The sequence below is a fragment of the Paracoccus sp. UBA889 genome (genome assembly GCA_002294185.1).
Taxonomy (GTDB): Bacteria; Pseudomonadota; Alphaproteobacteria; order Rhodobacterales; family Rhodobacteraceae; genus Paracoccus.
This window is the reverse complement of record DBFD01000045.1, coordinates 13,327-34,300: the sequence shown is the minus strand read 5'-3', so window position 1 is coordinate 34,300 and position 20,974 is coordinate 13,327. Positions and strand designations below refer to the sequence as shown.

Sequence of the window (20,974 nt, the reverse complement as noted above, 5' to 3'; positions counted from 1 at the left end):
TCGAACCACCGACACGCGGATTTTCAATCCGCTGCTCTACCAACTGAGCTATCCGGGCGCCCCGCCGCGCCGTCTTCGGCGCCGGGCGTGAAGCGGCTTTTACGGGCGCTTGCGGGCGGTGTCCAGACCCGAATCGTCACTTTTTGGCCCGCGTTCGCCCTCGTCCGAGGCAAGGTCGTCCAGCGGCGCGCCGGGGATGACGTAATCGCCTCGCAACCAGTGCGCCAGATCGACATCGGCACAGCGCCTGGAACAGAACGGACGGTATTTCGCCACGCTTTCCCTGCTGCAGATCGGGCAGGCCATCAGCGCGCGCCCTGCGCCGCCAGCCGCGCCAAGGGCACTCGGTCGCGCTTGCGATTGATCTCGTAAAGCCCCATCGTGGTCCAGCCCACCAGGTTCGTCTCGCTTGCCTCTCCCTTGAAGGCGGCGCGAAGGGACTGGTCCAGAACCGCCCGGTCGCGCCTGGACATGGGCGCGAAATCGACAACGATCTGTCCCCCAAGTCCACGCAGGCGCAATTGCCGCGGAAGATCGCGGACCATGGCGATATTGGCCTTCAGCGCCGCCGCCGGCGAGGTGTCGGTTCCGGTATTGACGTCGATCGCCACCAGCGCGCGGGTCTGTTCGACAAAGCCGAAGGCCCCGCCCGACAGATCGACGCGATCGGACAGCAAGGCGTCGATCGCCTCGCTGACCCCGCAACGGTCGAAACTGTCTTCGCCCTGCTCGACTGCGTCCGGCGCGGGATCGGCCCAATCCAGCCAGGCGGCTTCCCAGGGGGCCGGCGCGTTCAGCAGCACTTCGGGATCGCCCTGGGTCTCGGCGCAAATCTTGTCGGCCATGTCGATCAGCGGGGCGAGATCGGCGGCGATCTCGTCTTCGTTGGCCCCTTCCGCGGCACTGCGCAGGATCAGGCCATGGTCGCGATCCTGCAGCAACGACAGCCCCAGGGCCTCCAGCGCCTCGCGACGTTCGGTCCTGCGGATCCGCCGTGAAACATTGACTCCGGGCGCCGCCGGCGTCACCAGCGCATAGCGACCCCGAAAGATCAGCCGGGGCGTTACCGGGACCGCCTTGCCTTCCTCCGCGATGCCCGAGACCTGCACCAGAATCGATGCACCTTCACGGATGCCGGACCGGTCGCGAAGATAGCCCCGCTGCCCATCCGGCAGGCGCAGGAAGACCCCGCCCTGACCTTTCATCAGCCTGTCGGTCACGCCCCGGCAGATCGTGCCCGGTGTCAGCGCCGCAAGCTGCGTTGGATCGGGAATCAGATCGACCAGACGGCCATCTTCCATCAGCGCCGCGGCTTCGGCGCCGAACAATTGGCCCAGAACGACCTGCCGACCCTTCATGGGCGATCCCCGCGCGGGTCGGGATGGATGCCGCAAGCCGCAAGCATCGTCGCCGTTTCAGCCAGAGGCAAGCCGACCACGGCGGAAAACGAGCCCTGGATCCACGGGATGAAGGCCGCCGCGGCCCCCTGGATCGCATAGCCGCCGGCCTTTCCGCGCCAGTCACCCAGCGCCAGATAGCGCGACAGGTCATCATCGGAAATCGGACGCATCCGCACGACGGTCTCGACCAGCCTTTCGCGAAGCCTGCCGTGGTGCCGAACGGCGACGGCGGTCAGCACGCGGTGGCGACGGCCCGACATCAGTCGCATGAAGGCGGCGGCCTCGTCGCGATCGGCGGGCTTGCCGAGAATGCGCCGACCGACCGCGACCGTGGTATCGGCGCAAAGAAGAACCTCATCCTCGCCGGTGGCCAGAACAGAGGCCTTGGCGGTCGCGATCCGGCGAACATAATCGCGCGGCGTCTCGTTCTTCAACGGTTCTTCGTCGATATCGGCGGCGCGCAGCGCGTCGGGACGAATTCCGATCTGGGCCAGCAATTCCAGCCGTCGCGGACTAACCGAACCCAGGATCAGCCGCGGCGGCGCGGCCACGGGCGCAGGGCACGCCGTGGCGGCGGTCATCAGATCACTTGAAGCGGTAATTGATCCGCCCCTTCGTCAGATCGTAGGTATTCATCTCGACCTGAACCTTGTCCCCGGCAAGAACGCGGATGCGGTTCTTCCGCATCTTTCCTGCCATATGCGCAATGATCTCATGGCCGTTTTCAAGCTCGACCCGGAACGTCGCATTCGGCAGGAGTTCCTTCACGACGCCGGGGAATTCGAGCATTTCTTCCTTGGCCATGGTCACTCCATATCGGTCGCCCCGCAGGATTCGGGACGCGGGTTAAATGCGGCCGGAGCGGGCGGAATTCAAGGGAAAAGCGTGAAAAGCCGCCTGCTAGCCCGCTTTGGACCCCCGGGCGCGTTCCGGCGGTGACACCGTTGCCGCAGTAGTCGGATCAGGGCGGAAGGCGTCGGGACGATGCAGATCGCCGATCGGCAGGTCGGGGCCGGCGGTCGGCGCCATCATCGGCGCCTCGGGTGCAGGGACGGCCGCGGGGGCGGATTCTGCTGGCGCAACGGGATCGCGCAGGCGGATCGCGTGGCAGCCATCGGCTTCGCCAAACTTGCCGATGGCCAGAACCTGGCCGTCCGCGGTCTCGATCCGGGTATCGGACAGGCTGACGCGCGGCAGGGCCAGGATCTTGCCCGGCACCAGGCCGCGCAGCTCGCGCAGGCTCATCCGGCGGCGACAGAGAATGCCCACGACCTCGACCGGCGCCTGCTGGGTTGCGGAACGAAGACTGACCAGCGGCGGGACCGCGGGTCTTTTCGACGGCGCCGTCGCGACCGCGGGCTGGGCCAGCGCGGGCTGCGGGCGTTCCGCATCGGGTCGGGGCTGCGGCAGGGCCAGAAACAGCCTGCCTTCGCGCGCCTCGCTGCCGCCGAGCAGCAGTTTCAACCCGAGACTGCGATAGGCACGGTCCTCCATCATCAGCGCCAGGGGGCGGGCATCGTCGATATGGGTGGCATAGCGAAAGCCGCGAAATTCCTCCAACCCCTCGACGCCCCGTCCCTCCTGCGCGAGTTCGGACAGGAACGTGTCGATGAAATCCGCGCAAAGGGTGGCGTCGCTGCGGGTCAGGCGGCGCCGGGCCAGCGGCCGGCCAGTCACGCGGCCGAGGGTCTGAATCTCGATCAGCGCGGTGACGGTCTGCGGACACAGGGCCATCACGCCCACCGCATCGCCGGGTCCCTGCAACACTGCCAGCAAGGCCGGATCGGGCAGCAATTCGGGCAGTTCCGCCAGCGTCAGCGCCCCGGGCCTGACCTCGACCGGCCGGACGCCCAGCCCGTAAAGCCGATCCGCCGCGCGACCGATGGCGGTCGCGGTGGCGCGCGCGGGCGTGACCGGCGCTGTCTGTGGCAATTGTGGCGCCTTTCCCGCCCCTTCGGCGGCCCGGACCCGGGCCTGCAACAGACGTTTCAACACGCCGGTTCCGGCCGGATGTGCCTGTTCCATCTCTGCTTCGTCCGCCATACCGAATCCGATTCGTCCCGTCCTGTCGCAGGGCAATTTGACAAAGAGCCGTAAAGAAAATGTTTACGGCGACCCGGCGGTCCCGACGCTCCGGCCCGCCGCTGCCGGATGCGGAGGCAGAACGATACGGAAGGCCGCGCCCCCCTGGCCCGGCAAATAGGCGATGTCCCCGCCCAGGACCGTCATGATCTCTCGGCAGATCGCAAGGCCAAGGCCCGCGCCGCCCGCCCGCGCGGGGTCGTTGAGGCGCGAAAACTTCTCGAATATGAGGCTTTGCCGGGCCCTGTCGATGCCCCGGCCGTTATCGGCGATCTCGATCACCGCGCCGCCGCCCGCGCGACGATGAACCCGGATGGTCAGGACCGGACGCTCCGCGTCACAATATTTGCGCGCATTGGTGACGACATTGATCAGCACCTGCAGCAGCCGATCGGCATCGGTGATCACCCCAAGATGTTCCGAGGGCATGTCGCGGTCCAGGGTAAAGCTTCGCTCGGGCCGCGTCGCCGAGGCCGCCTGCACGGCCCGCCCGATCAGATCATGCAGGTTGACGGCGCTGACCGAAAGCCGCGCCTGCCCGCTTTCCAGCACCGACAGGTCCAGAAGATCGTCCAGAAGCCGGGTCAGCCGGCCGGCCTCCTGATGGATGATCCCGGCGAAATTCCGGCGCTCCGCTTCGGACAGGTCCGGCGTCTTCATGATGTCGGAAAAGGCTCGGATCGAGGTCATGGGCGTTCGCAATTCATGGCTGATCTGACCCAGGAACGCATCCTTCTGCACCGACAGCGCGGTCAGCTTGTCGTTGGCCTCGCGCAATTGGCCTGCGGTGCGGGCAAGTTCTGCGCGGGCCGATTCCAGCCGCCGGGTTTCCTCCTTGGCACGCCTGGCCTCGCTGGCGACCTGCATCAGGTCGGCCACCGTCAGCGCGACCCCGCCCGCCACGCGGTCGATCATCGCATGGGCCGTCGCCGCCCCGATCGCGCCCGCCAGCCGCCGTTCCAGCCGTGTCAGAAAATCGGGCGTCGGATCGGGAAGATAGCCGGACTTGCCCTGCGCCGCAGCCTCGGCGCGGAAAAAGCGCAATGCCTCGTCCGGCCCCCAGACGCGCCGGGCCATGGCCAGCAGGGGCTCGGCCCGGTCCTCGGCGCGGGCCGGGCTGCGCGGGCGGACCGGCTCGACCGCGCTGACGAAGGACAGGCCCTGCAACCGCTCGACCGGATCGGGAAAGCCGAAGATCGACAGGCCGACGAATGCCAGCGTGTTAAGCGACAGCGACAGGAAAATGGCGAAGGCCAGCGGGTCGATCCCGCCCGGAAGAAGCGGCATCTGACCAATGCCGACCGAGGGCAGGAAGATCAGCGCCAGCCACAGGCCCGATCCCAGCCCGACACCGGCAAATGCCCCGCGCCGGTTGGCGCCACGCCACAGCAGACCGCCCAGCATCGCAGGCAGCACCTGCGCCATCCCGGTAAACGCCACCAGCCCCATCGAGGCCAGCGCCACCGAGCCGCCCGAAGCCTGGTGATAGACCCAGCCCGCGCCCAGCACAGCCACGATCGCCAGCCGGCGGGCGTTCAGGATCAACCCCCGCAGATCCCGGTCTGCGTCCTCGCCGCCGGGACGGCGGCGCAGCGCCAGCCAGGCGGGCACCAGCCAATGGTTCGAAATCATCGTGGCCAGGGCGATGGCCGATACCACGACCATCGAGGTCGCGGCCGAAAATCCGCCCAGAAAGACCAGGAATGCCAGCAGATTCTGGCCCGCATCGGCGGGCAGCGTCAGAACATAGAGATCGGGATTGGCGTCCGGCAAAAGCTCTTGTCCCATCACAGCGATGGGCAGGACGAAGAAGGACATGGCGAACAGATAGGCCGGAAAGGCCCAGCCCGCCACGCGCAGGCGATCCTCGTCCGAAGCCTCGACCACCATCACCTGAAACATTCGCGGCAGGGTCAGGATCGCCGCTCCCGACACCACGATCAGCGCGGTCCAGCGGTCGGGGCGCAGCAGCCAGCCTTCGGCCACGGCCGGATCGCGGCCGGCGCGGGCGACGCGATCCAGCATGTCGACGGGCCCCTCGGCCAGCCCCCAGACGACAAAGACGCCCACGGCGAGAAAGGCCAGCAGCTTGACCACCGCCTCCAGCGCGATGGCGGTGACCACGCCGTGGTGGCGTTCGTCGGCGGCAAGGTTGCGGGTGCCGAAGATGATGGCAAAGAGCGCAAGGCCCGCCGCGACCCACAGCGCGGTGCCGCCGGCCGGCCCGCCGATGACCGCCGCCCGCGGGGCGTCGGTCGCGAAAACCTCGAACGACAGGGACACTGATTGCAGTTGCAATGCGACATAGGGGGTGGCGGCGATGACGGCGATCAGGGTGATCAGCGCGGCCAGCCGGTTCGATTTGCCGAACCGGGCCGAGATCAGGTCGGCGACCGAGGTGACGTGATGCATCCGGGCGATGCGCACCAGCCGCCTGAGACCCCACCACGCGCCGGTAAAGACGATCGTCGGACCCAGGTAGATGGTGGCGAATTCCAGGCCCGAGCGGCTGGCATAGCCCACCGCGCCATAGAAGGTCCAGGCCGAGCAATAGACCGACAGCGACAGCGTGTAGATCAGCGGGTGGTCCAGCCATCCCGCCCGGCCCCGCGCTGCCGCCCGATCGGCTGCGAACGCCACCCCGAACATCAGTGCCACATAGGCCAGGGATCCCGCGACCAGCGTCTCAAAGGGCATCGCCGGCCCCGTCTTTTTCGTCCTCTGGCGCGGCCTGCGCACGGGCCTGCCTGGTGGCGGCCTCGGCGCGCATGAGACCGCGATGCAGCGCCCAGACCAGCACGATCAGCACGGCCCATGTCCCGAACAGCCAGACCGCGCCGAAGGCAAGGCTGACGCCTGCCGGCAGCCACCAGACCGGCAGCAGGATCGCGACCAGCGCCAGCACCGGCAGCACCCGTGCCGCATCGCCCAGCCGCCTGCGGCGAAACGAAGCCCGTTCGAGGAACAGCGGACGATCCGGCATCGCGGCCCCCGTCCGTCGCCTAGGCCAGCATCCGGCGCACCAGCGCCCGCAGATCCTCGTTCGCGAAGGGCTTGGCCAGAACCGCATCGGCCTGGGACGTGCCGGCCGCCGCGTCACCGCGCGCGGTCAGCATCAGGACCGGCGTCATCGCGAAGGCGGTATCGGGATCGGCGCGAAGATCGCGCAGGATCTCTGCACCGGAACGATTGGGCAGCATCAGGTCCAGAATGACAAGGCGCGGCCGCGCCAGCCGGATCGCCTCGACCCCGCCCTCGCCGTCACCGTGCAGGGTCATCGCCCAGCCGTCACGGGTCAGGATGAATCGCACCGCCTCGGCGATGTTGGGCTCGTCCTCGATCATCAGGATGTCGAGCATATCCTTCCCCGGCAGACCGGATGCGATCATGAGACGAAAGCGGCGGCGCTGTCAAAGGTGCTTTGCCGGTCGCGCCACAGGCCGGCGGCCTGGCCCCCTTGGGCCGCGCCGGTGCGCGCCCCGTCCGGGCTGTCTGGAAACAGCGCAGACCGCAGGGTCACGCGGTGGCAAGAATGGATGGCTCGCGGCGGGCGGGACAGGTCTTGCGCGGGCAAATGCGGCAGGCGGGACCAATGCGGATCACCGGACCAGCCGCGCGTGCAGGATCGGGCGGCATGATCAGCATCTGGGCTTGGGTGATCACCGGCCCCTGGACTCCTTCGGGCTGTTGCCGCGTGGCGTAGGACAAGGTCAGAAAGCGGCGGCCTTCGGGCGTCTCGACGCTGTGGGACAGCGCCGTCTGCGGCGCCGCCAGCGCCTGATAGAGCGGCCACAGCGCGCAGGCATCGCCGGGGCGCGGCAACGGAAAGCCGGGCGCGGGACGGCGCAGGATCAGCGCCCCGGCGCTGTCGCAGACAAGCAGCCCGACCTGTTCGAAACCCGCGGGCTTCAGCGCCGCGAGGCGGCGCATGACCAGATCGGGCGGATGGCCCAGCCGGGCCGCGATCATCAGCGGATCGTGGCTGGCCGCGGCGGCCTCGACCAGGGTCGCGTCGGGAAGGGCACGGCGTTCCTGTTCCATCCGCGCCAGATGCGCCCCGGCCATCGCCCGCGCCGCGTCAGAGGCAAGATCAGGGGAACGATCCAGCGGCGGCGCCCCCGCGCCCATCCAGGCCTCGACTTCTTCCTGCGGCGTGGCGGTCGTGTCTTCCGCTTCGAAACTGTCGAGATAGGCGACCAGCGCCTGCGCCGTGACCGACAGCCGCTGGCTGTCCTGATCCAGGTTGGCATGGAAGCGCGACAGCCATTCGGCCGGGATCGCGGCCTCGTCGGCCAGGATCGAGGCGGTCGATCGGATCGCGGTCACGGCCGACAGGATCTCGTGCAGGGTCGTCAGCAGATAGGGATCCTGCCGCATCCGGTCGGACAGGCTGACAAGCTGCGCTTCCAGTGCCTCGGAGCGACGGGCATGGGCGACGAGGATTGCGGCCCAGCCCGGAAAGCGGGCCAGGAAATCCGGCGCCAGCGCGGTTTCAGGTGCGCCGATATCAGCCCCGCCCAGCCGCGCCGCCGCTTCGCGCAGCGCCGCGAGGCGGACCTCTTCGTGACCCTCGAGCAACTCGTCGGCGGGCACCTCGAGAACCTCGGACAGGCGCATGACAAGATCGTCGCTTACCGGGCGGCGGTTATGTTCGATGAGGTTCAGATAGGCGGGCGAAATCCCCGCCGCCCGCGCCACATCCGCCTGCCGGCGGGACAAGGCAAGACGGCGTTCGCGGATCCGGGTTCCGGTCAGGACATTATTCTGGGTGCGCCCGCTCATGGGCGCGATGAAAGCCCGCCCTGCCCGCCTGCACAAGGGTTTTCGCCGCAGCGAATCAGTCGGATCGCGGTTGCACCAGCACGACCAGATTTTCATCGGGATCGGCAAGCCGCAGGATCCGCCCGGCCTCGACATCCTCGATCCCGCCGGGATCCATCGCGGATTGTTGCAGGCGTTCCCGCTGGGCGGCCAGATCCGGCACGATCAGCGTCAACGTCCCGTGCCCCGCGTGATCCGGGGCAAGACGAAGCTGCAATCCCGCCTCGGCGCCGTGATGCCATTCGGCCAGCCCGTCCATCGGTCGGGCATCGGGCGGGCGCGCGAACAGGGCCGAGAACCAGGCGATGCCGACTTCCAGATCGCGGCAGCAGAGTTGCGCAAAGATTGCGGTCAGATGCATCGCGGGCCTGCGTCGAAAGGACGACGCCGAAGAATGCCGGACCGGGCCCGATCCCGCAACCCTCGGCGGAGGGCGGCCGGGATCAGACGGCGATGCCGTTGCGCCCGGCAAGGTCGGTAAAGAACTGCCAGGCCACCCGGCCCGAGCGGCCGCCGCGCGTGGCCTGCCATTCGACTGCCTCGGCGCGCAGGACATCATCCGCGATGGTCAGGCCATAGGCGTCGCAATAGCCACGGATCATCGCCAGATAATCATCCTGCGAACAGGGATGAAAGCCCAGCCACAGCCCGAACCTGTCCGACAGAGAGACCTTCTCCTCGACCGCCTCGCCCGGATGGATCGCGGTCGAACGTTCGTTGTCGATCATGTCGCGGGGCATCAGGTGACGCCGGTTCGAGGTGGCGTAGAGGATCACGTTCTCGGGCCGGCCGCCGATCCCGCCATCCAGCACCGCCTTCAGCGACTTGTATTGCGTGTCGTCATGGCTGAAGGACAGATCGTCCGAGAACAGCAGGAAGCGCCGTTCCTTCGCCCCGCCCAGCAGGGCCAGAAGCCGGCCGACCGAACCCAGATCCTCGCGCGCGATCTCGACCAGGATCAGCGGCAGGCCCTGCGCCACCACCTCGGCATGAACGGCCTTGACCAGCGACGATTTGCCCATCCCGCGCGCGCCCCAGAGAAGCGCGTTGTTCGCGCCGAAGCCGCGCGCGAATTGCAGCGTATTGGCCAGCAGGATGTCCCTGGCGCGGTCGATGCCGATCAGTTGCACCAGATCGACGCGATTCACGCCCGCGACGGGTTCCAGCCGGTCGGGATCGGGATGCCAGATATAGGCCGAGGCTTCGGTGAAGGCCGGCACCGGAGCGGGCGGCGGCGCCAGACGTTCAAGCGCGGCCGCGATCCGGTCGAGAACGTCAGGATCGCTCATTCCTCGTCATCCTCGACCCACAGACCCTGCGCCCGCAGATCCGCCTCGCGGCGTCTTTCGATGCGGCGGACAAGCTGGATCGAGATTTCGTAAAGACCATAGACCACGGTGAACAGCACCACCTGCGACACCACATCGGGGGGCGTGGCGACCGCGGCCAGCATCAGGATCGCCACGACCGCATATTTGCGCACCGCGCCCAGACCCTCGGCACTGACAAGGCCCGCCTTGCCCATCAGCGTCAGCAGGACGGGCAGTTGAAAGCTCAGCCCGAAGGCAAGGATGAACTTGGTCGTCAGCGACAGGTATTCATCGACCGAACCCTGGAACACGATCGCCGCCATCGGATTGTCGGTCACGGCCGGCGGCGCGGTGCCGTCATCGGGCAGGGTCAGCGGCCCCTGCTGGAAGCCCAGGAAAAAGTCGTAGGCCATCGGCAGGATGATGTAGTAGGCGAAGGCCGCGCCAAGGAAAAACATCACCGGAGAGGCGACAAGGAAGGGCAGGAACGCCTGTTTCTCGTTCCGGTAGAGGCCCGGCGCCACGAAACGCCACATCTGGTAGGCGATGATCGGAAAGGCCAGAACAAAGCCGCCCAACAGCGAGATGCGGATGGCGACGAAGAAGCCTTCCTGCAATTTCAGAAGGATAAGCCCGCATTCCTGACCTCGTGCCTCAAGCGCGAAGCAGATCGGGCGGGTCAGGAAATTGTAGATCGGATTCCAGATCGTGTAGGACAGCACCATCGCCACGATGAAGGCCACCAGCGACCAGATGATCCGCGTCCGCAGCTCGGCCAGATGTTCGATCAGCGGCGCGGAACTGTCGTCGATATCGTCGTCGCGGGGATTGCTGGCCAAGTCAGTGGTCTTTCCTGTCGCTGCGGCGCACCGCGTGCAGGCGGCGCTGGCCGGGGGTGGCGGCATCCGCGGCATGATCCGGTGCCGCGGGCTCGACCGCGATCGGGGGCGGGGCGGCGGGCTCGCTGGCCGGGCTCAGGCCGTCACCCGCCGGTTGCGGCGTGGCGCCCGGATCGGGCTTCGGCCTGGCCTTCGCATCGGGGATCTTGGGATCCCATTTCTCGAACCGTTCGGCCGCGCGGTCCAGCGCATCGAGGCCCAGGGATTTCTTCGAGGTCAGGCTTTTCAGATCGCGGATGCTGTTCGACGCCTCGTCAAGACCCGATCCCTTGGCGGCATCCTCCATCGCCGAGGTGAATTCGCGGGCCATTCCGCGCGCCTTGGCCGTGAACCGACCCAGCGAATGGAACAGATGCGGAAGATCCTTGGGGCCGACCACGATCAGCGCCACGACCCCGATCAGCAAAAGCTCGGTCCAGCCGATATCGAACATGATGCGTCCGGCCTTTCGCCGATCAGCTGCGGTCGGTCGTGTGCGGCGTCACGTCGCGCGCGGTCTCGCCCGGAACATCCCGGCCGACCTCGCGCGGGGTTTCGCGGCGCTCTTCGTCCGACGCGGCGTCCTCGACCTCTTCGCTGCCGTCCTTGACGCCCTTCTTGAAGGCGGTGATTCCCTTGCCGACCTCGCCCATCAACGACGAGATCTTGCCGCGTCCGAACAGGACCAGAACCACGACCGCGATCAGCAGAAGGCCGGGAAGGCCAATATTGTTCAGCATTCTTGTCTCCCTTGCCGGGCGGTTTCCCCGCCCGCGCGACACATTTAGGGTTTTGCGCCACCGATTGCAAAGCCCGAATGCGTGAAGCACGACCCCGAAGCCCCCCTGCCCGCGCCCGCAGAGGGATCCGTCCTGCCCGCTTGGCAGCGCGCGCGGGCCGGGCGATAAGAGCGGATGGATCTGTCGCTTTACATCACGGCGTTCGTGACGCTTTTCGTGGTCATCGACCCGATCGGCCTGACGCCCATCTTCATTGCCCTGACACCCGGTCACGATGCCCGGCAGCGACGGCTGATCGGCATCCGGGCGCTGGTGATCGCCGCGATCCTGCTGACGCTGTTCGGCCTTGCGGGCGAGGCGATCCTGCGCGGCATCGGCATTTCGCTGTCGGCCTTCCGCATCGCGGGCGGTCTGCTGCTGTTCCTGACCGCGCTGGACATGCTGTTCGAACGCCGGACCGAACGGCGCGAGGAACAGGGCCATTCCGAACCGGCGCAAGACCCGTCGGTCTTTCCCCTGGCGATGCCGCTGCTGGCTGGCCCGGGGGCACTGGCGACGATGATCCTGCTGGTCGGCGAACGGCCCGGCTGGGGACATCTGCTGATGGTCCATCTGGTCATGCTGACGGTGCTGGCCATCGCCCTGGCGCTGTTTTTGATCGCGACGCCGCTGGCGCGCGCGCTTGGCCGCACCGGGGTCATGGTGGTGACGCGGCTTCTGGGGATGCTGCTGGCCGCGCTGTCGGTGCAGTTCGTCATCGACGGGCTGAAGGGATCGGGGCTGATCTGATGGCGGCCGATGAGGGGATGCAGCTGGCCTATTACATCCTGCTGCTGGTGGTGATCGGCGGCGCGATGATCTTTGAATTGTCCGGCCGCGGCGGACGAATGCTGCGCCAGACGATTCTCTGGGCGGTGATCTTCGCCGGCGCCAGCTTCGCGGCGCAATGGTGGATCGAGGGCGGACCGGCGCAGCAGCAGGTTCTGGAAGGCGGCCGGGTCTCGATCCCGGTCGGCCGCGACGGCCATTTCCAACTGACCGCGCGGCTGAACGGCACCGAGGTCCGTTTCCTCGTCGATACCGGCGCCTCGACCATCGCCCTCAGCCGGCAGGATGCCCGCCGCATCGGCATCAATCCGGACGATCTGGCCTATGCCGGCACGGCGATGACCGCCAATGGCAACGTCAAGACCGCCCCCGTGACCATCGACACCCTGGAGATCGGCGACATCGTGGACCGCAATGTCCGCGCCCAGGTGATCGGTGGCAATCTTCAGGGTTCGCTTCTGGGCATGTCCTACCTGCGCACCTTCGCCCGTGTCAGTTTCGAAGGCGATTTGCTGATTCTCGAACGCTGATCCGCATCCCGGCCCGGCCGGTCCCGGTCTCGCGCCGCAGCCTTGTGCGATGCGCCTGTCCGGGCTGGGCCGCGCAGGCCGCGTCAGGGCTGCGCGGCGTCAGTCCAGCGGCAGACCCGGCGTCGCGCCGCTGTCTTCCAGATGCCAGACCGCCTGCCAGCGCCCGTCACGCCGTTGCAGCGTCAGGAAATTCCGCTGCGCCACATAGCGTCGGCGCTGGCCCGGCAGCGGGTGGATGCGGACCGGATGATGCGGCAGCGGCGATTCGCCGAGACTCGCGAACCAGCCCAGAACCCGCGCATAATTGCGCGGCGGCGCGCGATGCGAGATGCCCGAGGCGACAAGCTGATGAATCCGCGTTTGGTCGGGCCCCATATCGGCCCGCGTCGCCAGATGGATCTCGCCCGACAGCACCGTCACCGCCGCCTTCTGCCGCATCCGCAACACCGCGCCCAACATCCGCCGCCAGGAATCGCGATGGGCGCGGCTTTGCCACTGGTCGCGCAGGTCGTCCTCGTAGTGCTGCATCTTCGGGATGACCGCCATCACCGATTCCAGCAGCGACAGGCGCGGCCCCAGCAGCGGCACGCTGGAAACCATGAAGACGTGAGCCGCGTCGCTTTCCAGTGTCTCGGCCGGGCGCCACCCGGCCTCGCCCATGACCTGCCGCCGCTCGCGCTGCGACCGCAGATCGGGCGCGAAGATCGTCAGGCCGGGCAGATCGCGCCGCCATCCCAGGTTGCGCCCCGATGGCTCCCAGAACAGGTCCGGAATATCCGCGTCGGTGGCGGCGTGCTGGAACAGCAGATACATCTCGCGCGCCACCGAAAACAGCAGCCGACCCACTGCCGAATGGGTCGATTCGGCGGGCTGAGATCCCCAGCCGTCGCAGATGTCGTGATCGTCCCAGATCGACAGCGCCGGAATTTCGGCAAACAGCCGTTCGCAGGGATCGGCGGTCAGAACCCGAAGATAGCGCCGGGCAAAACGGTCGCGCAGATGCGCGCGCAGCCCTTCCAGCGCCTCGGCGCCGGGATCGGGGGGCACCGAATCGGGCCAATCCTCGCTGAGCGGGTGGCCTTTCGTCGCCTCATCGGCATAAATCTGGTCGCCGCCCTGAAGCAGCAGCGCGAAGGGGGCGGACTCGTGCTGTTCCAGAAGCCGCGACCACATGAGGTTGCGTTCCTGCGGATCGCGATCCAGATCGCCGTCCTCCTCGCCGTTGCACGAAACGAATCCGATCCGCAGATCGCCCTCCAGCCGTGTCGCGACCGGATGCAGCCGGCCGTCCAGCCGATAGCCGTCCTCGCCCACCGCCAGGGTGAAATCGTGGCGCCAGAAATCCAGCCCCGCCAGACGGGCGATCCGTCGCGGGGCGATCTTGGCCGTCTTCGTCTCGACCGGGCCGGGCGCGGCCGCACCTTCCGGACGGACGCTCAGCGCGGCAAGGGACAGCCCCGCCGCGTCGTGGCTGCGGAAATGCAGGATCGGCCCCGCCTCGCGGATGTCAGCAGTTGTCACGGCTTGTCTTTCATTGTCCTGGATCATCCAGATAGGCAGCGCGGGGCAAAATGTGCAGATCCTGCATCACCGCCCATGCGAAAACCCGCCGGTCAGGGCCAGGGGCTGGCCGATGCGCAATCCCTCGGCATGACGCGACAGCCCCGGCGTCAGCGCGAACAGATCGGCCTGCAAGGCGTGGTAGATGTCAGGCTTGCCACTGAACTGGCCCGTGGCAGGGCCACAGCCGGTATCGGCTTCGGGGAACCAGCCGCCCGCCTCGTGGTCGATCAGCCGCGTATCGGCAAAGCGCCAGAGTCGGCGATACCATTTCTCGTCGTCCTCGCGTGGCTCCAGTTTCGCCAGGGCGGCCAGGGCGCCGATCGCCTCGGTCACCGGCCACCAGAAGCGGGTCGGATTGTCCACCGCGCCGCCGAAATGCAGCGTATAGGCAAGACCGCCATGATCGGACCAGGCGTCGGCCAGCGCGGTTTCGACCAGCGCGCGGGCCTCGGCCGGGGCGTCGTTGCCGGGCCGGCCGGCCAGATCCCAGTGATGCAGGTGCAGCCGCGCCATCTCGAAGGAATGGCCGGGCGTGGTGCCGGCGGGGCGGAACATCGGGTTGCCGGCATAGGCGCGATCAGGCTGCCAATCGGCGCTGTAATGTTCGGGGATGCGCCAATCTTCGACCCGTGCGGTCCGGCTGACGAAGAAATCAAGGATCCGGCCCGCGCGGCGCAGATAATCGCGCTCGCCCGTCGCCTCGAAAGCGGTCAGCAGCGCCTCGACCCCGTGCATGTTGGCGTTCATTCCCCGGTAATCCGAGAAGGGCTGCCAATCACGGGTGAATTCATCGCGAAAAAGGCCCGCCTGCGGATCCCAGAAATGCCGGTCGAGCAGCTCGGAAATGTCGGCCAGCAGCCGGCCGGCATCGGGATGGCCGGCCATCGCCGCGCTGGAGGCGGCCAGCAGCACGAAGACATGGCCGTAAGCCAGCTTCGTCCCATCCGCGATCCCGGCCTGGTCACATGACCAGGCATAGCCGCCATGATCGGCGTCGCGATGACCGCGCCACAGATAGTCCATGCCGCGATCCACGATGCCCGCGCGATCCGGCCGGCCCGCGATCCCCGCCAGCGCGTAGGAATGAACGAGGCGGGTGGTCGTATGCAGTTCCTGCAGGCCGTCCGGCAAGGGCCGGCCGGCGGAATCGAGCGTGTGAAAGCCGCCGTCATCGCGCGGGCTGGCATCGAAGAAATCCAGCGCATGATGGGCGTCGCGGATCAGAAAGGCCCGGTGGCCGGGCGCGTCCAGCCAGGGCGCCCGGGATTCGTCGGGGCCGGGTCCGGGATCGTTCTTTGCCGGCATTGCCCTTGATCCTATTCGATTTCGACCAGCAGATCCTTGGCGTCGATCTGCTGACCGGCGCCGACATGGACCGCCTTGATCGAGCCGTCGCGGTCGGCATGGATGCCGGTTTCCATCTTCATCGCCTCGATGGTCAGCAGCAGGTCGCCCTGCTTGACCGCCTGACCCTGACTGACCGCGACCGAGGCCACGACGCCGGGCATGGGCGCGCCGACATGGGTGTCATCGGCCGGATCGGCCTTGGGCCGCGCGGCGGCGCTGCCGGCCACCTTGCGGTTCGGCACGCGGATGGACCGCGGCTGGCCATTCAGTTCGAAGAATACCTTGACCTCGCCCTTTTCGTCGGTGTCGCTCAGCGCTTGCAGGCGGATCTCCAGGATCTTGCCCGGGTCGATCTCGACCGCGATCTCCTGACCCGGCTCCATCCCGTAGAAGAAGCTGCGCGTCGGCAGCGTCCGCACCGGCCCGTAGATGCGGTGACGGCCCATATAGTCGAGGAAGACCTTGGGATACATCAGATAGCCGCACAGATCCTCGTCGTCGACGGGCTTGCCCTCCATCTCGGCCTGGACTTTCGTCCGCGTTTCTTCCAGATCGACGGGGTCCAGATGCGCGCCGGGGCGGTCGGTGATGGGCGCTTCGCCCTTCAGCACCTTCTTCTGGATCCCCTCGGGCCAGCCGCCGGGGGGTTGGCCCAGATTGCCGCGCATCATGTCCACCACGGAATCGGGGAAGGACATGTCGCGTTCCGGATCCAGCACGTCGGCGGGGGTCAGGTTCTGTGACACCATCATCAGCGCCATGTCGCCTACCACCTTGGACGAGGGCGTGACCTTCACGATGTCGCCGAACATCCGGTTCACGTCGGCATAAGCCTGGGCCACCTCGTGCCAGCGATCCTCCAGCCCCATCGACCGCGCCTGGCTTTTCAGGTTGGTGAACTGGCCGCCCGGCATTTCGTGCAGATAGACCTCGGATGCGGGCGATTGCAGGCCGGATTCAAAGGCCGCGTAATTCTCGCGCACACGCTCCCAGTAGTTGCTGATGGACCGGATCGCGCCGATGTCCAGGCCGGTATCGCGGTCGGTGCCCGCCAGCGCCTCGACGACCGACCCGATGGTGGGCTGGCTGGTATTGCCCGACAATGCGTCCATCGCGCAATCAACCGCATCGACGCCCGCCGCGGCGGCAGCCAGGATCGTCGCGCCGCCCATGCCGCTTGTGTCATGGGTGTGGAAATGGACCGGCAGGCCGACCTCTTGCTTCAGCGCCTTGATCAGGATCGTCGCGGCGGCGGGTTTCAGCAGGCCCGCCATGTCCTTCAGCCCCAGCACGTGCGCGCCGGCAGATTTCAGATCTTTCGCCGTTTCTACATAATATTGCAGGTCATACTTGGACCGATCCGGGTCCAGCATGTTGCCGGTATAGCAGACCGTCCCCTCGCAGATCTTGCCGGTCTCGATCACCGCATCCATGGCGACGCGCATGTTCTCGACCCAGTTCAGACTATCGAAGACGCGGAACACGTCCACGCCCGATGCCGCAGCCTGACCAACGAAGAACTGCACCACATTGTCGGGATAATTGGTATAACCCACCCCGTTGCTGGCCCGCAGCAGCATCTGGGTCATCAGGTTGGGCATCTTGGCGCGGATGTCGCGCAGCCGCTGCCAGGGACATTCCTGCAAGAAGCGATAGGCCACGTCGAAGGTCGCACCGCCCCAGCATTCCACGCTGAAGAGCTGCGGCAGGTTGGCGGCATAGCTGGGCGCGATGCGGATCATGTCGATCGACCGCATCCGCGTGGCCAGCAGCGACTGGTGCCCGTCGCGCATGGTCGTGTCGGTGATCAGCAATTGCTTTTGCGCGGCCAACCAGTCGGCCACGGCCTGCGCGCCCTTTTCCTCCAGCAATTGCCTGGTGCCGGGGGCCGGATCGGCCAGCGGCGCTGGCGGAACCGGCGGATGAGCCTGCGCCGGCGGCAATGCCCGGCCTGCGGTCTCGGGATGCCCGTTCACGGTGATGTCGGCCAGATAGGTCAGGATCTTGGTCGCCCGGTCGCGCCGCTTCTTGAAGGTGAACAGATCATCGGTCGTGTCGATGAACTTGGTCGTATAGGTGTTGTCCAGAAAGGTCTGGTGTTTCAGCAGGTTGATGACGAAATCGATATTCGTGCTGACGCCGCGCACGCGGAATTCGCGCAGGGCCCGGTCCATCCGCCTGATCGCCTGTTCCGGCGTCTGCGCCCAGGCCGTGACCTTGACCAGCAGCGAATCGTAGTAGCGCGTGATCACGCCCCCCGCATAGGCGGTGCCGCCATCCAGCCGGATCCCCATGCCGGTGGCCGACCGATAGGCGGTGATGCGGCCGTAATCGGGGATGAAGTTGTTTTGCGGATCCTCGGTCGTGACCCGGCACTGCACCGCATGGCCCGACAGGGTGATGTCGGATTGCGAGGCGGCGCCGGTTGCCTCGGCCAGCGTCGATCCTTCCGCGATCTTGATCTGTGCCTGCACGATGTCGATGCCGGTCACCTCCTCGGTGACGGTATGTTCGACCTGGACCCGCGGATTGACCTCGATGAAATAGAACCGGTCGTCATCCATATCCATCAGGAACTCGACCGTGCCGGCGCATTCATAGCCGACCGCCTGCCCGATCTTCAGGGCCAGATTGCAGACCTCGTCGCGCTGCGCCTGGGTCAGATAGGGCGCGGGGGCACGTTCCACGACCTTCTGGTTGCGGCGTTGCACGGTACAGTCGCGTTCATACAGATGATACAGCCCGCCATGCGCGTCGCCCAGAAGCTGCACCTCGACATGGCGGGCGCGCAGGATCATCTTTTCCAGATAGCCCTCGCCATTGCCGAACGCCGCCTCGGCCTCGCGCCGGCCCTCGCGAACCTTGTCCACCAGTTCCTCGGGGCCGTTGATCGGGCGCATGCCGCGACCGCCGCCGCCCCAGGACGCCTTCAGCATCAGCGGATAGCCGATTTCGGCGGCCTCGCGCTTGATGGCGTCGAAATCCTCGCCCAGCACCCCGGTCGCGGGGATCACCGGCACCCCGGCCCCGATCGCCACGCGCCGGGCGCTGGCCTTGTCGCCAAGCGCGCGCATGGTTTCCGCCTTCGGGCCGATGAAGGTGATCCCGGCAGCCGCGCAGGCATCGACGAAATCGGGATTCTCGGACAGCAGCCCATAGCCCGGATGAATGGCATCCGCGCCGCATTCCCTGGCCACGCGGATGATCTCGGGGATGGACAGATAGGCCGCAACCGGGCCCAGCCCCTCGCCGATGCGATAGGCCTCGTCAGCCTTGAAGCGGTGCAGGCCCAGCTTGTCCTCTTCGGCGAAGACCGCGACCGTCCGCTTGCCCAATTCGTTCGCCGCCCGCATCACACGGATTGCGATCTCGCCACGGTTGGCCACCAGAATCTTGTTGAACATGCCGGTCCCCCTGTCATCGTCGGCAGCATCCTACCCATGCCGCACCGCAGCGCAAGCGTCGGCGTCCCGGCCGCTCCGAAGGTCGCAAATCGGCGCCTCTCCTTTCCTGGGCCGAAGCCAAGGGTTGCGGGTCATCGCCCGATCCGGATCGACCCTCGCCTCGACCGACAAATCCCGCCCTGATGATCCAGACAGGATCTTTCCGCGGCTGCTTGCATCTGCGTTCTGTATATGTTCTCGTAAGCCGGTTGCTTTTTCAACCCGCCTGACTATGTGATGCGACTGGTCGGTCAAGGGCTCGCTTCATGGAACAGAAGTTCATCGAGATTCGCGGCGCGCGCGAGCACAATCTGAAAGGCGTGGACATGGATATTCCGCGCGACCGGCTGGTGGTCATCACCGGGCTGTCGGGCAGCGGCAAGTCCAGCCTCGCCTTCGATACGATCTATGCCGAGGGTCAGCGCCGCTATGTCGAAAGCCTGTCGGCCTATGCCCGGCAGTTTCTGGACATGATGGGCAAGCCAGACGTGGATCACATCAGCGGCCTGTCCCCCGCGATCAGCATCGAACAGAAGACGACCTCGAAGAATCCCCGGTCAACTGTCGGAACCGTCACGGAAATATACGATTACCTGCGGCTTCTTTTTGCCCGCGCCGGCACCCCCTACAGCCCCGCCACCGGCCTGCCGATCGAGGCGCAGCAGGTCCAGGACATGGTCGACCGGATCATGGCAATGGAAGAAGGCACCCGCGCCTATCTGCTGGCGCCCATCGTGCGTGACCGCAAGGGCGAATATCGCAAGGAGTTTCTGGAACTTAGGAAGCAGGGCTTCCAGCGCGTCAAGGTCAACGGCGAATTCCATGACCTGGACGAGCCGCCGACCCTGGACAAGAAATTCCGCCAGAACATCGATGTGGTGGTGGACCGGATCGTCGTGCGCGAGGGCTTGGAAACCCGGCTGGCCGACAGCCTGCGCACCGCGCTGGATCTGGCCAGCGGCATCGCCGTGCTGGAAACCGCACCCGCCGAGGGCGATCCGCTCCGCATCACCTTCAGCGAAAATTTCGCCTGTCCGGTCAGTGGCTTCACCATTCCGGAAATCGAGCCGCGGCTGTTCAGCTTCAACGCGCCCTTCGGCGCCTGCCCGGTCTGCGACGGGTTGGGAGTCGAGCTGTTCTTCGACGAACGGCTTGTCGTGCCCGATGCCGGATTGTCGGTGGACAAGGGCGCGATTCTGCCCTGGGCCAAGTCGAAATCGGCCTATCTGACCCAGACCGTCAACGCGCTGGCCAGGCATTACGGCTTCGACAAGAAGACCGCGTGGAAGGATTTGCCCGACCATGTCCGGCAGATGTTCCTCTACGGATCGGGCGAAGACCAGATCAAGTTCCGTTTCGACGATGCCGGCCGGGTCTATGAAATCAGCCGCGTCTTCGAGGGTGTGATCCCGAACATGCAGCGTCGTCTTCGTGAATCCGACAGCCAATGGGTGCGCGAGGAATTCGAGCGGTATCAGAACAACCGTCCCTGCGGCGCCTGCAACGGCTATCGCCTGAAGCCCGAGGCCCTGGCCGTTAAGATCGCCGGCGACCATATCGGGCAGGTCGTGGAACGCTCGATCCAGGACGCGCTGGACTGGGTCGAGGACGCGCCGAAACATCTGTCGAAGCAGAAGAACGAGATCGCCGCCGCGATTCTGAAGGAGATTCGCGAACGCCTTGGTTTTCTTGTCAATGTCGGACTGAATTATCTGACGCTGTCACGCGCGGCGGGCACGCTGTCGGGCGGCGAATCACAGCGGATTCGGCTTGCCAGCCAGATCGGCAGCGGGTTGACCGGCGTATTGTATGTGTTGGACGAACCCAGCATCGGGCTGCATCAGCGCGACAATGACCGTCTGCTGCGCACGCTGATGAACCTGCGTGATCAGGGCAATTCGGTGCTGGTCGTGGAACATGACGAGGACGCGATCCGCCACGCCGATTACGTCTTCGACATGGGTCCGGGCGCGGGCGTGCATGGCGGCAGCGTCGTCAGCCAGGGCACGCCCGACCAGATCGCCGCCGATCC

The 20,974-nt window shown here is 66.7% G+C and carries 21 protein-coding genes; 3 read left to right on the top strand and 18 right to left on the bottom strand.

What is annotated here, in order from left to right; all coding sequences use genetic code 11:
* Positions 1–99: 99 nt before the first annotated feature.
* The 15 genes from B4L36_RS07995 to B4L36_RS07925 form a co-directional block, all read right to left on the bottom strand.
* Complete coding sequence (locus tag B4L36_RS07995) at positions 100–306, bottom strand: DNA gyrase inhibitor YacG (protein ID WP_292955087.1); 207 nt, start codon at positions 304–306, stop codon at positions 100–102.
* Positions 306–1,358, bottom strand: coding sequence for a ribonuclease E/G (locus B4L36_RS07990; RefSeq protein ID WP_292955084.1), 1,053 nt, complete (start codon positions 1,356–1,358; stop codon positions 306–308). Before B4L36_RS07990 ends, B4L36_RS07995 begins: the two co-directional genes overlap by 1 nt.
* Complete coding sequence (locus B4L36_RS07985; protein WP_292955081.1) at positions 1,355–1,981, bottom strand: Maf family protein; 627 nt, start codon at positions 1,979–1,981, stop codon at positions 1,355–1,357. Before B4L36_RS07985 ends, B4L36_RS07990 begins: the two co-directional genes overlap by 4 nt.
* Positions 1,982–1,985: 4 nt before the next feature.
* A complete protein-coding gene (infA, locus tag B4L36_RS07980) occupies positions 1,986–2,204 on the bottom strand; it encodes a translation initiation factor IF-1 (RefSeq protein WP_010397442.1) in 219 nt (72 codons plus the stop codon).
* A gap of 96 nt (positions 2,205–2,300) precedes the next feature.
* The gene (locus B4L36_RS07975; protein WP_292954951.1) at positions 2,301–3,443 is read right to left on the bottom strand and encodes a FliM/FliN family flagellar motor switch protein; all 1,143 of its coding nucleotides are present in this window, start codon (positions 3,441–3,443) and stop codon (positions 2,301–2,303) included.
* Between the two features lie 63 nt (positions 3,444–3,506).
* Positions 3,507–6,179: a sensor histidine kinase gene (locus B4L36_RS07970; protein WP_292954948.1), complete on the bottom strand. Its 2,673-nt coding sequence runs from the start codon at positions 6,177–6,179 to the stop codon at positions 3,507–3,509.
* Positions 6,169–6,465, bottom strand: coding sequence for a hypothetical protein (locus B4L36_RS07965; protein ID WP_292954945.1), 297 nt, complete (start codon positions 6,463–6,465; stop codon positions 6,169–6,171). Before B4L36_RS07965 ends, B4L36_RS07970 begins: the two co-directional genes overlap by 11 nt.
* Positions 6,466–6,484: 19 nt before the next feature.
* The gene (locus B4L36_RS07960; protein WP_292954942.1) at positions 6,485–6,841 is read right to left on the bottom strand and encodes a response regulator transcription factor; all 357 of its coding nucleotides are present in this window, start codon (positions 6,839–6,841) and stop codon (positions 6,485–6,487) included.
* Between the two features lie 26 nt (positions 6,842–6,867).
* Positions 6,868–7,002 carry a hypothetical protein gene (locus B4L36_RS07955; RefSeq protein WP_292954940.1) on the bottom strand — a complete coding sequence of 45 codons (135 nt, stop codon included), beginning with the start codon at positions 7,000–7,002 and terminating at the stop codon, positions 6,868–6,870.
* The gene (locus B4L36_RS07950) at positions 6,999–8,264 is read right to left on the bottom strand and encodes a helix-turn-helix transcriptional regulator (RefSeq protein WP_292954937.1); all 1,266 of its coding nucleotides are present in this window, start codon (positions 8,262–8,264) and stop codon (positions 6,999–7,001) included. Before B4L36_RS07950 ends, B4L36_RS07955 begins: the two co-directional genes overlap by 4 nt.
* 55 nt (positions 8,265–8,319) lie before the next feature.
* Positions 8,320–8,664 (bottom strand): VOC family protein, encoded by a 345-nt coding sequence (locus B4L36_RS07945; RefSeq protein WP_292954934.1) that lies wholly within the window; start codon positions 8,662–8,664, stop codon positions 8,320–8,322.
* A gap of 82 nt (positions 8,665–8,746) precedes the next feature.
* Positions 8,747–9,592 (bottom strand): ATP-binding protein, encoded by an 846-nt coding sequence (locus B4L36_RS07940; RefSeq protein WP_292954931.1) that lies wholly within the window; start codon positions 9,590–9,592, stop codon positions 8,747–8,749.
* Positions 9,589–10,452, bottom strand: coding sequence for a twin-arginine translocase subunit TatC (tatC, locus tag B4L36_RS07935; protein ID WP_292954928.1), 864 nt, complete (start codon positions 10,450–10,452; stop codon positions 9,589–9,591). The genes B4L36_RS07940 and tatC overlap by 4 nt, the downstream gene beginning before the upstream one ends.
* Position 10,453: 1 nt before the next feature.
* Entirely contained in the window at positions 10,454–10,945 is a 492-nt protein-coding gene (tatB, locus tag B4L36_RS07930; protein ID WP_292954925.1) for a Sec-independent protein translocase protein TatB, read from the bottom strand.
* Between the two features lie 22 nt (positions 10,946–10,967).
* A complete protein-coding gene (locus tag B4L36_RS07925; RefSeq protein WP_292954923.1) occupies positions 10,968–11,231 on the bottom strand; it encodes a twin-arginine translocase TatA/TatE family subunit in 264 nt (87 codons plus the stop codon).
* A 174-nt stretch (positions 11,232–11,405) separates the two neighbouring features.
* Between B4L36_RS07925 and B4L36_RS07920 the strand changes: the two genes are divergently transcribed.
* Positions 11,406–12,020 (top strand): MarC family protein, encoded by a 615-nt coding sequence (locus tag B4L36_RS07920; RefSeq protein WP_292954921.1) that lies wholly within the window; start codon positions 11,406–11,408, stop codon positions 12,018–12,020.
* Positions 12,020–12,589, top strand: coding sequence for a retropepsin-like aspartic protease family protein (locus B4L36_RS07915; RefSeq protein ID WP_292954918.1), 570 nt, complete (start codon positions 12,020–12,022; stop codon positions 12,587–12,589). Before B4L36_RS07920 ends, B4L36_RS07915 begins: the two co-directional genes overlap by 1 nt.
* A gap of 99 nt (positions 12,590–12,688) precedes the next feature.
* Here the strand turns inward: B4L36_RS07915 and B4L36_RS07910 are convergent, their stop codons facing one another.
* From B4L36_RS07910 to B4L36_RS07900, 3 genes are all read right to left on the bottom strand, one after another.
* Entirely contained in the window at positions 12,689–14,110 is a 1,422-nt protein-coding gene (locus tag B4L36_RS07910) for an alkaline phosphatase D family protein (RefSeq protein ID WP_292954915.1), read from the bottom strand.
* Positions 14,111–14,176: 66 nt separating this feature from the next.
* A complete protein-coding gene (locus tag B4L36_RS07905; RefSeq protein WP_292954912.1) occupies positions 14,177–15,457 on the bottom strand; it encodes an AGE family epimerase/isomerase in 1,281 nt (426 codons plus the stop codon).
* An 11-nt stretch (positions 15,458–15,468) separates the two neighbouring features.
* Positions 15,469–18,903: a pyruvate carboxylase gene (locus B4L36_RS07900; RefSeq protein ID WP_292954909.1), complete on the bottom strand. Its 3,435-nt coding sequence runs from the start codon at positions 18,901–18,903 to the stop codon at positions 15,469–15,471.
* A gap of 305 nt (positions 18,904–19,208) precedes the next feature.
* Here B4L36_RS07900 and uvrA point away from each other — a divergent pair.
* The coding region (gene uvrA, locus B4L36_RS07895; RefSeq protein WP_292954906.1) for an excinuclease ABC subunit UvrA at positions 19,209–20,974 on the top strand (1,766 nt) is incomplete at its 3' end.

Excerpts from the sequence above, each read along its gene's own strand:
- B4L36_RS07995 (WP_292955087.1), bottom strand. The coding sequence starts at position 306 with ATGGCCTGCCCGATCTGCAGCAGGGAAAGCGTGGCGAAATACCGTCCG.
- B4L36_RS07990 (WP_292955084.1), bottom strand. The coding sequence starts at position 1,358 with ATGAAGGGTCGGCAGGTCGTTCTGGGCCAATTGTTCGGCGCCGAAGCC.
- B4L36_RS07985 (WP_292955081.1), bottom strand. The coding sequence starts at position 1,981 with ATGACCGCCGCCACGGCGTGCCCTGCGCCCGTGGCCGCGCCGCCGCGG.
- infA (WP_010397442.1), bottom strand. The coding sequence starts at position 2,204 with ATGGCCAAGGAAGAAATGCTCGAATTCCCCGGCGTCGTGAAGGAACTC.
- B4L36_RS07975 (WP_292954951.1), bottom strand. The coding sequence starts at position 3,443 with ATGGCGGACGAAGCAGAGATGGAACAGGCACATCCGGCCGGAACCGGC.
- B4L36_RS07970 (WP_292954948.1), bottom strand. The coding sequence starts at position 6,179 with ATGCCCTTTGAGACGCTGGTCGCGGGATCCCTGGCCTATGTGGCACTG.
- B4L36_RS07965 (WP_292954945.1), bottom strand. The coding sequence starts at position 6,465 with ATGCCGGATCGTCCGCTGTTCCTCGAACGGGCTTCGTTTCGCCGCAGG.
- B4L36_RS07960 (WP_292954942.1), bottom strand. The coding sequence starts at position 6,841 with ATGCTCGACATCCTGATGATCGAGGACGAGCCCAACATCGCCGAGGCG.
- B4L36_RS07950 (WP_292954937.1), bottom strand. The coding sequence starts at position 8,264 with ATGAGCGGGCGCACCCAGAATAATGTCCTGACCGGAACCCGGATCCGC.
- B4L36_RS07945 (WP_292954934.1), bottom strand. The coding sequence starts at position 8,664 with ATGCATCTGACCGCAATCTTTGCGCAACTCTGCTGCCGCGATCTGGAA.
- B4L36_RS07940 (WP_292954931.1), bottom strand. The coding sequence starts at position 9,592 with ATGAGCGATCCTGACGTTCTCGACCGGATCGCGGCCGCGCTTGAACGT.
- tatB (WP_292954925.1), bottom strand. The coding sequence starts at position 10,945 with ATGTTCGATATCGGCTGGACCGAGCTTTTGCTGATCGGGGTCGTGGCG.
- B4L36_RS07925 (WP_292954923.1), bottom strand. The coding sequence starts at position 11,231 with ATGCTGAACAATATTGGCCTTCCCGGCCTTCTGCTGATCGCGGTCGTG.
- B4L36_RS07920 (WP_292954921.1), top strand. The coding sequence starts at position 11,406 with ATGGATCTGTCGCTTTACATCACGGCGTTCGTGACGCTTTTCGTGGTC.
- B4L36_RS07915 (WP_292954918.1), top strand. The coding sequence starts at position 12,020 with ATGGCGGCCGATGAGGGGATGCAGCTGGCCTATTACATCCTGCTGCTG.
- B4L36_RS07905 (WP_292954912.1), bottom strand. The coding sequence starts at position 15,457 with ATGCCGGCAAAGAACGATCCCGGACCCGGCCCCGACGAATCCCGGGCG.
- B4L36_RS07900 (WP_292954909.1), bottom strand. The coding sequence starts at position 18,903 with ATGTTCAACAAGATTCTGGTGGCCAACCGTGGCGAGATCGCAATCCGT.